The 15194-nt window shown below is 41.7% G+C and carries 13 protein-coding genes; 7 read left to right on the top strand and 6 right to left on the bottom strand.

The window, feature by feature from the left end:
• Positions 1-3: 3 nt before the first annotated feature.
• A complete protein-coding gene (locus OCU90_RS12665; protein ID WP_019820660.1) occupies positions 4-810 on the top strand; it encodes a DUF5677 domain-containing protein in 807 nt (268 codons plus the stop codon).
• A 189-nt stretch (positions 811-999) separates the two neighbouring features.
• Complete coding sequence (locus tag OCU90_RS12660; RefSeq protein WP_240513375.1) at positions 1000-1209, top strand: helix-turn-helix domain-containing protein; 210 nt, start codon at positions 1000-1002, stop codon at positions 1207-1209.
• Between the two features lie 70 nt (positions 1210-1279).
• On the opposite strand, the gene gmtX is transcribed toward OCU90_RS12660, so the two are convergent.
• The 4 genes from gmtX to OCU90_RS12640 form a co-directional block, all read right to left on the bottom strand.
• Positions 1280-2011: a gamma-mobile-trio protein GmtX gene (gmtX, locus tag OCU90_RS12655; RefSeq protein WP_061024416.1), complete on the bottom strand. Its 732-nt coding sequence runs from the start codon at positions 2009-2011 to the stop codon at positions 1280-1282.
• The gene (locus tag OCU90_RS12650) at positions 2001-5039 is read right to left on the bottom strand and encodes a VPA1269 family protein (protein ID WP_061024414.1); all 3039 of its coding nucleotides are present in this window, start codon (positions 5037-5039) and stop codon (positions 2001-2003) included. Before OCU90_RS12650 ends, gmtX begins: the two co-directional genes overlap by 11 nt.
• A 22-nt stretch (positions 5040-5061) precedes the next feature.
• Positions 5062-6522, bottom strand: a complete 1461-nt coding sequence (locus OCU90_RS12645) for a site-specific integrase (protein WP_061024412.1) — start codon at positions 6520-6522, stop codon at positions 5062-5064.
• 334 nt (positions 6523-6856) lie between these two features.
• Positions 6857-7360, bottom strand: coding sequence for a GNAT family N-acetyltransferase (locus OCU90_RS12640; RefSeq protein WP_029222675.1), 504 nt, complete (start codon positions 7358-7360; stop codon positions 6857-6859).
• Between the two features lie 297 nt (positions 7361-7657).
• On the opposite strand from OCU90_RS12640, the gene aroC reads away from it, so the two are divergent.
• Positions 7658-8743 carry a chorismate synthase gene (gene aroC / locus OCU90_RS12635; RefSeq protein WP_061024489.1) on the top strand — a complete coding sequence of 362 codons (1086 nt, stop codon included), beginning with the start codon at positions 7658-7660 and terminating at the stop codon, positions 8741-8743.
• Between the two features lie 108 nt (positions 8744-8851).
• Here aroC and OCU90_RS12630 read toward each other — a convergent pair whose 3' ends face one another.
• The gene (locus tag OCU90_RS12630) at positions 8852-9475 is read right to left on the bottom strand and encodes a trimeric intracellular cation channel family protein (RefSeq protein WP_004734183.1); all 624 of its coding nucleotides are present in this window, start codon (positions 9473-9475) and stop codon (positions 8852-8854) included.
• Between the two features lie 299 nt (positions 9476-9774).
• On the opposite strand from OCU90_RS12630, the gene OCU90_RS12625 reads away from it, so the two are divergent.
• From OCU90_RS12625 to OCU90_RS12615, 3 genes are all read left to right on the top strand, one after another.
• A complete protein-coding gene (locus OCU90_RS12625) occupies positions 9775-10305 on the top strand; it encodes an elongation factor P hydroxylase (RefSeq protein WP_061024410.1) in 531 nt (176 codons plus the stop codon).
• Positions 10306-10314: 9 nt separating this feature from the next.
• A complete protein-coding gene (locus OCU90_RS12620; RefSeq protein WP_004734185.1) occupies positions 10315-10578 on the top strand; it encodes a YfcL family protein in 264 nt (87 codons plus the stop codon).
• Positions 10579-10766: 188 nt separating this feature from the next.
• Positions 10767-11288, top strand: coding sequence for an NADPH-dependent FMN reductase (locus OCU90_RS12615; RefSeq protein WP_061024408.1), 522 nt, complete (start codon positions 10767-10769; stop codon positions 11286-11288).
• Positions 11289-11456: 168 nt separating this feature from the next.
• Here OCU90_RS12615 and mnmC read toward each other — a convergent pair whose 3' ends face one another.
• The gene (mnmC, locus tag OCU90_RS12610) at positions 11457-13604 is read right to left on the bottom strand and encodes a bifunctional tRNA (5-methylaminomethyl-2-thiouridine)(34)-methyltransferase MnmD/FAD-dependent 5-carboxymethylaminomethyl-2-thiouridine(34) oxidoreductase MnmC (protein ID WP_061024406.1); all 2148 of its coding nucleotides are present in this window, start codon (positions 13602-13604) and stop codon (positions 11457-11459) included.
• A gap of 56 nt (positions 13605-13660) precedes the next feature.
• On the opposite strand from mnmC, the gene fabB reads away from it, so the two are divergent.
• Positions 13661-14872: a beta-ketoacyl-ACP synthase I gene (gene fabB / locus OCU90_RS12605; RefSeq protein WP_010436883.1), complete on the top strand. Its 1212-nt coding sequence runs from the start codon at positions 13661-13663 to the stop codon at positions 14870-14872.
• Positions 14873-15194: the final 322 nt, after the last annotated feature.

The following is a 15194-nucleotide window of genomic DNA, read 5'->3' as shown; positions in this document are numbered from 1 at the left end:
AGTATGAACCTATACAGAACAATCGAAGAATATACGGAAATAAAAGAAGCTCTTGTGACTATGTGCGGTTTATTTCTTTTTGAATTCGATAAAGAGTCAGACTTAGAAGTAAAAGATATAATGTTACGAAACTTCTTGGCTAAGTCGCTCATGAGTTTAAAGGGGGTGTTTGTACTTTGGGGAATCAAAAACTATCAGGATTGTTGGGCAATATATCGAGCACAAATGGATAGATTATTCCATCTTGAACATATAGCTAATCGAGATGAATTCCAATTATTTGACGACTGGTCTATCTATAAACAAGCTCAAGCAAACAACTTAGCCAAAAGTGATAAAAGGTTTTCTTGTGAGCAGACATCGGAAGTATACTCCTTTGATAATTGCTACGCAGATAGGGTCAAATCACTTCTCAAATCACAACCTAAGTGGGTTAGACCTAAAGCAGAAAAAGTAGCAAAGGAAATGGGAATGGATTTTCTCTATAAATTCGGTTACGACCTTGCATCTATGCATGTACATCCAATGTCTAATGACGGTCAGCAGGACTATTTTACTGTTACAGGAATAGAGCCTTCGGTTGAATTTCCAACCCAGATCGCGGTTGTTCATAACTCAATACTTACTACCACAATGATTGCCCAAAACGTATTTAATTATAGCTCTCTTCGCTGGCGTAAGTTACTTTGGGATTTTATAGATCAAATTAGAGATGCAATAAATACGGGTAACAAAGATTATATGATCACGTATTTAAAGATTGCTGAACTGGCAAGGCAGAGTCAGAGGTTAGCTGCTAAGGACATCTAGTGGAACGTACTTTTTCTGAGCTGTAGTATATGACTTAACTCAAATAGGTTTGACCCACTGTCTTGTTAGCTATATAGCTAATAAACCTAGGATATTCCATAATGTTAGCCATATGGCTAACAAAGAGGTTAGTGAACTATGGCTTATAGATATGAAATTGGACTAAAAATTAAGCTCGCACGTAATGATATGAAGTTGACACAGGTACAAGTGTCGGAGCTTACTAGGATTAATAAAACCACAATATCAGAAATTGAAAATGGCCGGTTTACCGGTTCATTCGATATATTTGAAAGGTTGTTAGACGCTGTTGGTTTACAGTTTGAGGTAGTCGAAAAAGTACATCAGCTGCCTGACTGGGACGAGATCGAAGACTTGTTTGCTGAAGATAGTGATTAACACGCAAGTTGAGCATAATCTATGTGATTATGCATACTACCTTTCCAGTAACGGGTTATGCTGATCATCGCTATAACTTTAACTGTAAAATTTTTTCTATAACTTCCTTTAGCCCCGGATCAGATAATATCGAGCCTCTTCTTATTGCTGTACTGGCCCAAAGGGCACCCGTACTGTCGAATTCTAACCCTTTAGCCCTTTGATTTTTTAAGAAATTACTCAGAATCTCAATATCAAATTTATCAAGCTGGTTGTTTTCTGTATGGCTGAGGGATTTCTCATTGTTCAATATAACTTCTACTTGGTGATCTGGGTTAATTGATGGCAGTTCTCGTATTTTACGTAAAACAGAGTTTTGTTTTTTCAGGGAGCTTGCTTGGCCGTAGAGTACGGTAATTTTGTATCTCAAGACGGGATCTTGGATGTTGAGTAAATCTTCGTCGGTGAACAACCCCTTAGTTTCAATAATTTGACTATTTGGTTCTGTAGCTGTTCTAACTACGTTCTCGAAGTTTAGCTTTTGGCCATGAGCGACTTTCCCCCATGCTTCAATGAGTATAGGGTAAGGATTTTCCCCTTTTCTTTTGTTATAAATCGTTCGCTTTGAAACTATAACCCCTTTGCTAGCAAGTGCTTTAACTACCGCTGCTACTGTAGGAGTAACTTTGACTTCTACCATTTTTGAGCAAATCTCGTTCACATGTTTTAGGGTCGATTTAACTGCCCCTCTAGAAGTACTTGCTTCTAGTGACTTATAGAGGTCTTCAACGTCTTTTTTAGTTAGGATACTGTTACCTTTCATTTTTTTTGTTTCCCAGTGCAATGGTTTCTATACTCTGTAGGCTCGGAAATACTTCCAAAAGCTCGTGATTGATACCTAGCTCTGAAAAAGTCTTGCGTCCATCTTTTAGAAGTTGAAGGGTATCGCCATCAAATTTTGTCACTAAAAATTTAGCGAGAGCATCGGCAGATTGTTGTTTTTCTTGCGATGTTAAATGCATAAGCATCATTGGTTCTAAGCCATTACGTAGAAGTATTGTATCGATGAATTTATCTCGTTCTCTTTCGAAGTCTTCATTTCTTTCGTGTTTGTAAATACGGCTCGCCTGAATTACCAAATCAAGATTTAAAAAGTTGTTTGGAGTTTCTAAGTAATCGATTTCAAAATCGGAATCATTGTCCATCAAAAGTAGTGGTTGGTTCCCTGTTGGGCTTCCTTTATCGATTGAAATTGGTGGCTTAGGGAGTTTTTTTATTGTCTCTATTAAATTATGAGTAGAGTGTAATTCTGTAAATATCTTATCTTCTTCAATTGCTAATCGTTCTTGAATAGTCTCAGCCTTTTTAATCTTAATAACTAGTTGAGGCGAAACATTCTCACCTTTCTTTCTAAGGTTGAGTTGTTCGACTTTTAGCGCTTGGACTTCTTGCTCGTTCGCACGTATTTCAATCGCTTTTCTCTCTGACTTAAGAATAAGGCTATTTGCATGAACCCATAGTTCCGTTAGCCATGGTAGCCCTGTAATAAAATGCCTGCACACGACACAGTTTTTATCTTCAACAGGTAGATAGGTGCTTTTCTTACCATTCTTGCGGATGCACTTCCCTCCATCATGACACCTTGTTCCATTGTACGGGCAGATACCAAGGTTGGTGCTGTTCCATAAACCAACCACACATCTAGCAACAGCGGAGCTAACACTGTCAATGACTTCGCTTGAGTTATATACCGTATATTGGGCTATCTCATCCCAAGCAGCTTCTTTCAGCCAGTTTTGAAAGTTCTTTTGGTAGCTCAACTCGATATCACGGCTAGCCTCATTAAGGATTTCTGTAATATGACTTGGGTGGTATTTCACATAATAGATGGTCATCAAAATATTTTTATGACCAGCTATAATTTTGCTGAGTACCTCGATTGGAACTCCTTGCTGAGCTAAAGATGTTAACCCTGCTACGCGTAGTCCATGTGGAGTATATAAAGCACTTTGTGGTGTATTATCGGTTTTGTTTCGGGTTAGAATTATCTGGCAATCAATATTTTCTTCGTGGAGCCTACGTTCAAGCTCAGCCATCAACTTAACCCAGAAGTCATGTAGGTTTCGGTTTGTGGGGGGCATTTGTCGATTACCATTTTTGATATCTTTCGCGCTACGGAATAGATAAAATCGGTCAGGAATTCTTGCCAGTACATCGTCAGACGGTTCTGCTTCAAAGACTGTTTTCGGAATATCCTTAAATCTGATTGGAGCGGTTATTGGGTTATAGTTTTCTTGCCACTCCCTAAGGTCATTAAGGTACTTAATTACAGTGGCATTTTTCCAAGGTATTTCGTATCCTGACTTCTCACCGAAGCCGACTTCTTTATCCGAAACTTTGTTGGAATTGATATAAAATACAAATTGAGGAGCCAAAACTCCGTTGACCAATTTACGCCTCAATACCCCTCTATTGTGTACCTTGGCACCTAGATTGTTCCAATAGCTTGCTAATTGATGGTCGTTTTTTACCCATGCATCTGTTACTGGATCAAACTTCCACTGATCCCCCTCTCCGGAATCAAGCCGTATGACCTGAATTTTTCGAATGGGTATTTCAAGCATTACTAAGTACACGTACGTAATGACTGGAATCCAAACTGGGCTTTCATCTTCGTCAACAATATACTTGCTGTATTGTCCTGATAGTGACTTAGGCCATGCGAAGTCATTTTCAGTTAGGATTTCTTTGAGCTTTAAGAGCATCCATAACGGAGGGGCGGGTTTTACTGACTCACTAGGCTCTATCTCTCCTCCACCGTCTTCAGAACCATATTTTGAGATTGCCTGAATATATTTATGCCTTGACAAGACAGGGTAGCCAACAGTTACGAGATCGCCAGTCTCATCTGTTTCCGACATGTTTTGACCGATGTACCAGTTACTAAAGTTATTGAGTGTCGTTAGTGTCGAAATCAAAACACTACTGCTAATTTCTTTCTTTTCTTTACGACCTTTCAACCAAGTATAGAATTCATCATTCCTGAATTTGGAAAAGTAAAGCCTTGGTTCTGAGGGGAATTCGGAAGTGTAGGTTGATTCAAGAAAATTCCTAAAGTCAGTAAATTGATTTTTGAAATGTTTTGTCGAAAATGCTTGTTTCTCGTTGAGAAACTCATGAAAAGAGTAAACCCAAGCCTTCATGTGACTCTCTGGCTTATCGAATAGATCTTTTGCTTTATACCTCGTATCACGTCGCTGAAGCTCTACCAACTTTATACAGTCAGCAGAGTTTAAATGCTTATCAAGGCATAGAGCTAACGATCTAATAGCTTTGTGAATGTGTGGGTTTAAGTCTGGGTGCCAACGGTTATCTTTGGTACGTAAAGGGGTTATGAACTGCTTAAATATCTCTAAAGACGTATCCTCTAAAGAATCGACGCCTGTCGACAGTCGAAACACTTCAACAACAATACAGAATTGTCTAATAGTCGTATTTCGTGCATTTAAGGTAGTAATTTTGTTTGCAACCCCGATACTATCTGAAAGTGTAGTTAGTTGATTAAGGATTGTTGAAGCACTTTTATTTAATAGCTCACCTAAAAAGTAGTAACTGCCGTTATTGACTTCTTGATAGTAAAATAGACTGTTAACAGATAAATCCCCTTTGTCTAATAGCTCCTTAAAATATTTATAAGAATTGTAGTAAGCAGAGAGCCGTTGTTTTGATCTTTGTTTAATTTTGGGCGCGAAAAGATTACCAAATCGATATAGGTCTTTTTCGGAAATTGATACACCGAAGTTTATCCCTTTTAATTGTAGTTGATTTGATATGGCTACTGGCTTCTTCATAACTTGGTCAGTCTCGTCTTGTTCAGAATTTCAATGAGTAACTGGCTAATAATTCTTGTATTTTCTGTGATGACATTCCTTGATATGCATTTTGAGCATTGATTGTCCGATGGTGCATACATTTTTGGATTACTTTCTTGTCGACACCCGCATCGGTAAGTGCTTGAGCATAAAAGTGTCGTAAGGAATGCAGGTTTAAAGCTGAGCCTTTTCCGCGCTCTATTCTCATATCTAGATGTTGCTCAAGTCTTTTTATCGCTTTGTCATAGCTTTTCCCGAATGAACTTTGAGAGTATGGTGCGCCAACATAGCTTTCACCTGTTTGCTGGTTAATTCCATTTGACACGAAAAGAAATGGGTGATTATGGCCTTTGTTTTTGACGTATTCTTCCATTAATTTGCTTCGATATGGAAGGTAGATTTGGTAGAGGGTTACAAACATAGCTTCTGCTGAGGGATGTAAGAAAAAAATGTCAGCATGGTAAGTACTCTTATCTACAGATAGTGCTTTCCAATGAGCTTTTAGTGACTTCGGATTTGCTTTGTCAGAGCGTGGCCTCATGTGTCGTTCTTTTAGATACTCTTCTCTTGTCTTTTGTTTTTCACCAAACAGGTGGGTTCTTGCTAACCTAGGGTGGTATAGCTTTGCTTGACATTGGAAATCTGAGTAGGGGATCACATCATTAAACCAAAGATGGAGAGGCTCACTTTTTCGAAGTCCACCATATAATAGGAGAATAGTGACCATTTTTGCTGTTATGTCTTCACGCTCAAAAGGGTTCTCTGCAAGTGGTTTTTTGACAAATCCAAATTGCAGCAAAGGGGCAATTAGTTCTTTAGGAAATGCTTTATTTTCGCGTTGAGCGTTAACATAGTTTTTAGGGTCATCTTCAAATTCGTAACCTAAAGCGAATTTTGATTGGGATAACTGCCCGGCCATTTTTATTACATTCTTAGTATGTGACATAGGGCTGTACTTGATAGCATTTTGTGTGGCTTTTAATAGAGAGATAATCAATTTCTCATTCTTGTTTCTAGTGTCTATGAAAGTTGACTTACCACTCGATTCTCGCTCTTCATACATAACCCAATCAGTAAAAGCGACAAGGCGAGCTCGAAGTCTTTTAGTTTTATCTAACCCAGTAGGCGCCCAATACAACCCCGTTTCATCTTCATGCGTCTCGGTATCTATGGTTCCGTATTCCAGATTAGAAAGGAACTTACGGAACGGGGTTTTCTTGTCTAATTCTGATTTTTTAGCTCTTGAGTTGTAATCGTAAAGCAACCCAATAGCTCTAGCTGTGTCTCTCATCCATGTATCGGATTTGGAAGGGTGTGCAAGAAAATATTGAACAAGAGACCACATGGCTGAGTAACCATTAGCCCCTTCAAGGTACAAGATAGGAAATACTGTTTCAGGATTGGTGACGACTTTTTGTTTCACAACTATATGGTGGCGACCTATCGGTACATATTCCTTCATTTGATTTTCTTAACCTCATCATGAGTCAATGTAGTAACTTTAGTTGAGGGGTTACGAAATTGCATTGCAAAGGAATAAATATTCTTTAGAGCCCTCAGCTATCTCAAAGGGGAAGGATTAGAGAATAAGTGGTAATAAGTGGTAAGTGTAAAATGGGGGGTTAGTTGAGCACCTCCCTTCTAAGGAGGTGGTCGAAGGTTCGAATCCTTCAGGGCGTACCACTATTTAAAGAAACCCGATAACTCTCTGAGTTGTCGGGTTTTTTGCATTTCAGAACGACTTAATATTTCAATACCATGTTGTGTCTTTAGATGCCTTTGTCTTTCAGTTTTTGCTAAACGGCAACGAGCTGTGGGGTATATCTAAGGCCTAGCATACTGCATCCATCTTCCAAGTAACGATCGGTCACGACGTCGAAACCGAACTTACCATAATAGTCTTTAAGGTGAGCTTGTGCCGAAATAAAAATTGAGCAATCAGGGTAAATCTTCCGAGTGGTATCAAAACTCACTTGCATGAGCTGGTTACCTATCTGTTTACCTCGGCATTCTTTCGCTACGATCACTCGCCCGATACATACATCATCTGCATCAGAATCGAGCAAAGGGAGAACATCTACGGGGTATCCAAGCTTCTGAGCCATAATTCGGCTGTAAGCCACTAGGTGTCCGTTCTCATAACCCATGATGTGATAGGTCTCTGGATGATTATCTTTGCCGTCTAGATCACTATAGGGTGTGTTCATATCCACGATAAAAATATCAACTCTTTGCTGTAAGAAATCATAGAGCTCTTGAACAGACAGCTCCGCAAATTTTTTAACTCTCCACTCGAACATCACTTTTCTCCTTATTATTTTGGGCTACAACATAGAGAGTATTCAAACCGAGTTCATTAACCTTTGTTAACTGGCCATGAAACTATTCAAAATCACCACTTTAAAGCGCCACTCATTTTCCCTTGTTATTCATTTCATTCGGCTTATGTAATAGAAAGTTAAAATTGTTCGTTTTTTGGGGTTTACATCATTTAGTAATAAAGCCACTATGAATTCACGAAGAATAGACAAGTAAAGCTATTAGCCAGTCGGTTTAGGAATCAAACCTTCTGAGTGATGGCTGATTTAGAGGAAGTAATGGCAGGAAACAGTATCGGACAACATTTCCGCGTGACCACGTTCGGAGAAAGTCACGGTATCGCACTAGGATGTATCGTAGATGGGTGCCCACCAGGATTAGAAATTACCGAAGCAGACCTTCAAAGAGATTTGGATCGTCGTCGCCCTGGTACTTCTCGTTATACAACGGCTCGCCGTGAAGCGGATGAAGTGAAAATCTTATCAGGTGTATTTGAAGGCCAAACTACGGGCACTTCTATTGGTCTATTGATTGAAAATACAGACCAACGCTCTAATGACTATTCCGAAATTAAAGACAAATTCCGTCCTGGTCATGCTGACTATACCTACCATCAAAAGTACGGTGTACGTGATTACCGTGGCGGCGGTCGCTCTTCTGCTCGTGAAACTGCAATGCGTGTTGCGGCAGGTGCAATTGCGAAGAAATACCTGAAACAAGAATTTGGTGTTGAAATCCAAGCATATCTTTCTCAAATGGGTGATATCTCAATTGATAAAGTGGATTGGAATGAGATTGAAAACAACGCTTTTTTCTGTCCAGATGCCGACAAAGTACCGGAATTTGACCAACTGATTCGTGACTTGCTAAAAGAAGGCAACTCGATCGGTGCAAAGATTCAAGTGGTTGCGACTAAAGTGCCTGTAGGCCTTGGTGAGCCAATCTTTGACCGTCTAGATGCAGATATCGCACACGCTCTAATGAGCATCAATGCGGTGAAAGGTGTTGAGATTGGTGATGGTTTTGATGTCGTAAATCAACGCGGTAGTGAACACCGTGATCCATTAACTCCAGAAGGCTTCAGCAGCAACCATGCTGGCGGTATCTTAGGCGGTATTTCTACTGGCCAAGATATTGTGGCGAGTATTGCGCTTAAACCAACATCAAGCATTACTGTTCCTGGTGACACGATCACTAAAGACGGTGAAGCAACGCAGTTAATCACGAAAGGTCGTCACGATCCATGTGTGGGTATCCGCGCAGTGCCTATTGCTGAAGCGATGCTGGCTATCGTGCTGCTTGATCACTTGCTACGTCACCGTGGTCAAAACTTTGGTGTGACAACAGAAACGCCAAAAATCTAGTTCGACTTCGTTTTATTCAGAACAGATTTGAAACTGATTTGATAGAAACCAAAAAGGGTTGCTTCGTAATGAAGCAACCCTTTTCATATTCTGTGTCATTGAGATTACCTAATGCACAGAGCTTTCCGGATCAAGCTGGAATGAAGGCAAGCGCCATTTGAATCGTACGGCCGCCATACGCAGCAAGTAACCAACCACAAGCGTAACAATCGTTGCGGTTACGTCGTTAATGCCAAGCTCAAGCAAACCTAGGTATAAACCTGAAGCGACAAGGGCGACAGATGCATACAGCTCTTCATGCAGAACCAATGGTGTTTGACGGCAGATAAGATCGCGCAACAGGCCGCCGAACACGCCAGTGACCAAGGCAGACACCATACAGATCATTGGGTGCAGACCCATGGTCATCGCCACTTTAGTGCCAATGATACTGAACACGATAAGACCTAGAGCATCTAAACGAATGAACAAGCCTTTTAGCTTGATTACCCATTTAGCCAGTCCTGTTGTGATAACACCTGCGATACAGGTGATCGCCAGATATTGTGGGTTTTCAACCCAACCTAAAGGGTAATGGCCGAGTAAGATATCTCGTACTGTACCGCCGCCAATTGCCGTTGCACTTGCAACCAACATTACACCAAACCAATCCATTTTTTGTTTGCCAGCGCTGAGAGCGCCGGTCATGGCTTCTGCCGTGATGCCAATGATATACAAAACACTTAGTAGCATTGCTGTAGCTCTATAATTTAGGTCTATAAATTGGAGTCTTATAGGCCATAGGGATATAAAAATGAAGCGCGAGTGTAGTAGTAAAAACGCTGATTGACGAATGAATATTTGTACCGTGAATAGGCATTTCAGATTAGCTAAACTAATCATTCACCTCAAAATGGTGTAATCTGGGATCTGCAATCGATTGTCATCGTAAAGTATTATGATGAACCTAATGTCATTGCCAGTGATAGGGCTTTACCGAGCGCTTAAAAAAACGCAAAATGCCCCAGTTCTTTTTATTTAAATTTGATCTTATGACCCACCAATACTCAGATATCATCGACATTTTCAATCAAACCTTTTTCAAGAGCTTTAATACCAAGCTAGAACTTGGAGCGGACGAGCCTATTTACCTGCCAGCCGATGAGGAGGTTTCTCATCACCGTATCGTATTTGCTCGCGGCTTTTACGCGTCAGCACTTCACGAGATAGCACACTGGTGTGTGGCTGGTCCGGAACGTCGTTTATTGGAAGATTTTGGTTACTGGTATGAGCCTGATGGCCGAACTGAGTCGGTTCAAGCTGAGTTTGAAAAAGTAGAAATTCGCCCACAAGCGTATGAATGGATCATTGCGACCAGTGCAGGCTTTCCTTTTAATGTCAGCTGTGACAATCTACACGGCGATTTTGAGCCAGATCGTTTGGCCTTTATGAATAAAGTACACAGCGAAGTCATGGGTACCTTTGAAGCTGGCCTTCCGCCTCGCGTGAAAATGCTCTCTGAAGCATTACGCAGTTTCTATGATGTTGCACCTTTATGTACTAGCCAATTTATTGTGAAATAAGAGAATATTATGATTATCGAATTTGAAGAAAAACTACTTGAAGTAATTGATGCTCGCATTGAAAACGCATCAGACGATGAACTGTTTGCTGGTGGTTACTTACGTGGTCATATTTCTCTTTCAGTGGCTTCATGTGAAGAAGACGGCATTGAAGACGTAGCAGAAGTTAAATTGCGTATTGAGAAGAGCCTAGAAGACGCGCGTTCTGAATTGACGCCAGCCGATCGCACTATCGTTAATGACCTTTGGGTTGAGCTGCAAAACCAAGCTTAATTTTATTCGTCTAGCATTATTCGTCTACCGTAATTCGCTCATTACTCTTCCTCCTCATTTTTGAGCGAACCAATAATTTGAGACTCATTCGAAATTTTTGAATGAGTCTGTTCATTTCTTATGATGGTTCCATTTCCTGACTACGTTATTCTAATCCCACTTAACGGAACTATAGAAAAGGTCACATCATGAAAGTTATCGCATTTGGCGCAAGCACAAGCTCTACCTCTATCAATAAAGCACTAGCAACTTACGCAGCAAACTTGATTGAAGGTGCTGAAGTAAAAGTCCTAAACATCACCGATTACAACGTGCCTATGTTCAGTGAAGACACTGAAAAAGAGATTGGCCAAGCGGAAGGCGCTCAAGCATTTTTACGTGACCTAACTGAAGCCGATGCATTCGTTATCTCGTTTGCTGAACACAACGGTCATTACCCAGCAGCGTACAAAAACTTATTTGACTGGACGACACGCATTGAGCGTTCAGTATTTGGTGAGAAGCCTGCGGTTTACTTAGCAACCTCACCGGGCCCGGGTGGCGCACAGACAGTACTTGGCGCAGCAACAGGTTCAGCACCATTTTTTGGCGGTAACGTTAAAGCGTCACTTTCAGTACCAAGCTTCTACGATAACTTTGATTTTGAGTCGGGTTCAATTAGCAACGAAGAGATTGCCGCTCAAATTAAAGACGCGATTGCTAAGCTGTAAAAGCGGAAAGTAAAGCGAATAGCTGCAAAGTAACGAACTGCTCTAGAATAAGAAGCAACGACGTAGACAAGATTAGAAAAACAGAGCCCGAGCATTGAGAGATGCTCGGGCTTTTTGTTTGGGTCGGCCTAATACTTATTTGAATATTTAGACCTAGTCTAGAATCGACTATTCCGCACTGGTTTGTTTTGTTGAGATCCAACCTTCTGTTAACGCTTTGCCTTTGCGTAATCTTCTAATCCACATTCGACTTGGATGAATGGCTTCGAGCACATCAACCGGAAGAGGTAGAGGATCGCCACAAATTTGTGAGGCTAAAACTTCAGCTAAAAGAGGGGTCGAGCTCAAACCACGCGAACCTAAACCAATAAAGCAGAACAAGTTCGGATAGCTGGTAACAGGTTCGATATCGTCGATAGCATCACGCTGCGGATTAAAGTTGTGCAGATTCTGATATTGCTCTTTGATGGATTCAAAATCGCCAACATTACCGACGAATGGTAGGTGATCTCGACTCACGCTGCGGATACCTTGGCGCGCTAAGTTGCCACTGGTATCGACATCTTTTGTCCATGCTTGGTCTGGTAGTGACCCATGCAGGCGCTTGCCATTATGTTGTTGAACCTCAATATCAAATTCTTGGTCGATATTGGTCTTGTCGTAGTTGGCACCAATGCAGTGGTGGCCGTTATTTGGATTTTGTGGCGTTAGGTAGCCATCAAAACACAACACGGTTTTTAACTGGCTGAGATTTTCTGTGGTTGGAATGTGGCTTACTTGGCCTTTAACTGGCGTTAGTGGTACTGGCTGAGTTTGTTCAAACTGAGTAAATTTGTGCCCGTTAGCAATAACTACTTGATCGTGCTTGGTTTGAATCTCGCCTTGAGGTGTCTCAATCGTCAGTAACCATTGTTGTTCAGCTTCGAGCCACTCAAGTTGCGTTACTTTATGTTGATAGTGTGCGCTTACTTGGTTGCTCTCTTCCAACTTACCAATCAAACCCTGAGTCAGTTGGAGAGGGCTTAGCCAACCACCCAGAGGAAAGTAAACACTCTCTTTATCGACCGGTAAGCCAATTTTTTCGTTGGCTTGGTCTGGCGATAAACGCTGAATCAGGTCGGTGTGGAAGTTGCCTTCCAACATGCGGTTGAGTTTCTTGGTGGAGCCTTGATCCCACATCAAGATGTTCACGCCACACCAGCTGTGATCAAATTGAACAGACTGAGCTGCTTGATTAATAAATTGACGAGCAAACAGTAACCCTGGGCCAAACACGCGAGACACGTTCGATGTCGCTTCACTCAATAACGGGTAAATCGCACCTTGGTTGTTTCCCGAGGCATTACCCGCAGCTTGTTGGTGTTCACAATAAAGGGTGATGTTTTTACCACGACGGCTTAAGGTTTTTGCAAGTGCAGCACTGGCTACACCACCACCAATAATAGCTATGTCTTGTGAATCATTGTGTTGAGCGAGGCCATACCAAGGTTTGATATTGGTGTGAGCGTGCTTTTCTCCAAGTCGGCCTGCAATCATTTCTCGCTTAGTACCAAAGCCTTTGACTTTTTTCATCGCAAAGCCAGCTTCGATTAAACCACGGCGAACAAAACCCGCGGCGGTGAAAGTGGCGCAGCTACAATCTTGTTTTGCCAGTTTGGCCATGCCGTTGAATAGGTTTTGATTCCACATCTCTGGGTTCTTACTTGGCGCAAAACCGTCTAAGAACCACGCATCGACCAAACCTTCATGCGGGGTCGGCACGTTTGGCATACAATCTTTAATATCACCAAACCACAAATCAAGCGTGATCGCACCATCACCGAGCACAATGCGGTGACATTCAGGCAGGGCGATAGGGTAGTGTTCTTGGAGTTGTGTCGCATACTCCGCTAATTCTGGCCACGAATGGTGCGCTTTGATGAGATCCTCTTTATTGAGAGGATATTTTTCAAAACTGATGAAATGTAACTCTTTGGTCATCGCTTGTGGGTTATCTTCAATAAAAGCATCGAACCATTGCCAGACTGCGAGAAAGTTCAAACCTGTACCAAAACCGGTTTCAGCTATCACAAAACGGCGTTGTTGATGTTCAAGCCAACGCTCTGGAAGGTGGTTTTGTTTTAAAAAGACGTAGCGAGTTTCTTCTAAACCGTTAACATTAGAGAAGTAAACGTCGTCAAATTGGTCTGAAACTGGCGTGCCAGACTCATTCCATTCCAGTTCTGCATTAGTAATTGAAGTCATAAAATCTATCATTTTGTGATTTGAAGCGATATGTTGGTAGGGATTGTACGAATTTCTAGGAAAGCTGACCACTTTTGTTAGGCTTCTTAGTTATCATCTAGCTGAATTTAGAATTATAGGAATGTCACATGAAACGAGTCGTAATCACCGGTATGGGTATTGTTTCAAGTATCGGTAACAACGTCGAAGAAGTTTTAGCATCACTGAAAGAGGGTAAATCTGGTATTACCGCTTCAGAGCAGTTCAAGGAAAATGGCTTGCGCTCTCAAGTTTGGGGTAACCTAAAAATGAACCCTGCTGACCATATCGATCGCAAAAAAATGCGCTTTATGGGTGATGCAGCGGCATTCGCTTATCTTTCAATGGAGCAAGCAATTGCTGACTCTGGCTTAACTGAAGATCAAGTATCTAATGACCGCACAGGTATCGTTGCGGGTTCAGGTGGTGCTTCATCTCTAAACCAAGTTAACGCTGTAGACATCATCCGTGAAAAAGGCGTTAAGCGCGTTGGTCCATACATGGTTCCACGTACAATGGCTTCTACGGTTTCTGCTTGTCTTGCTACACCATTCAAAATCCGTGGCGTGAACTACTCTATGAGTTCTGCATGTGCGACATCTGCACACTGTATTGGTCACGCAATGGAGCTTATCCAACTGGGTAAACAAGACGTTGTATTCGCTGGTGGCGGTGAAGAACTGGATTGGTCTCTGACTATGATGTTCGACGCAATGGGCGCACTTTCTACTAAGTACAACGACACTCCAGAATTGGCTTCTCGTACCTACGATGCTGACCGTGACGGTTTCGTTATCTCTGGTGGCGGCGGCATGCTAGTTATTGAAGAGCTTGAGCACGCTGTTGCTCGTGGCGCAAAAATCTACGGCGAGATCGTGGGTTACGGCGCAACTTCAGATGGTTACGACATGGTTGCTCCTTCTGGTGAAGGCGCGGTTCGTTGTATGAAGATGGCAATGCAAAACGTTGATGGCGTTGACTACGTGAACACTCACGGTACTTCAACTCCTGTTGGTGACGTTAAAGAACTTGGCGCAATCCAAGAAGTCTTTGGCGGAAACAGCCCAGCAATCTCAGCAACTAAAGCGATGACAGGTCACGCTCTAGGTGCGGCTGGTGTACACGAAGCAATTTACTCAACGCTAATGCTTGATAACGGCTTCATCGCACCAAGCATTAACGTTGCAAACCTAGACGAAGCGGGCGCAGGCCTAGACATCGTAACGGAAGCTCGTGAACAAGAGCTAACAACGGTTATGTCTAACAGCTTTGGTTTCGGCGGTACGAACGCAACGCTAGTAATCAAAAAATACCAAGGCTAATTGAAGCTAAGGTTAAATTAATAAAGGTTAATCGTTAATGGGTGACGTGAGTGCAGACTCAAAACGCATAGGTTGCCCACTAACTATGACCAACAGAACAAAGCTTTTTAAATGTAGGTTTTATACGTGTTTTTTTGAACATGACTTTTTAAATCTGGGTTTAGAAATTAAAAGGTTTCCAGAGCTTGACCAGTAGTGACTTTGGTTAGTACTGGTTGAACAGACGCAAGACTCTGTCTCCTGGAGAGCGAGATAGGATCCTTTTGTTCTGGATGTTTGCCCGATTGTTTATTCAATCGGGCATTTTTCGTTTCTGGGCTAC

The sequence above is a fragment of the Vibrio splendidus genome (assembly GCF_024347615.1).
Classification (GTDB): domain Bacteria; phylum Pseudomonadota; class Gammaproteobacteria; order Enterobacterales; family Vibrionaceae; genus Vibrio; species Vibrio splendidus.
This window is presented reverse-complemented; position numbering and strand designations above follow the sequence as displayed.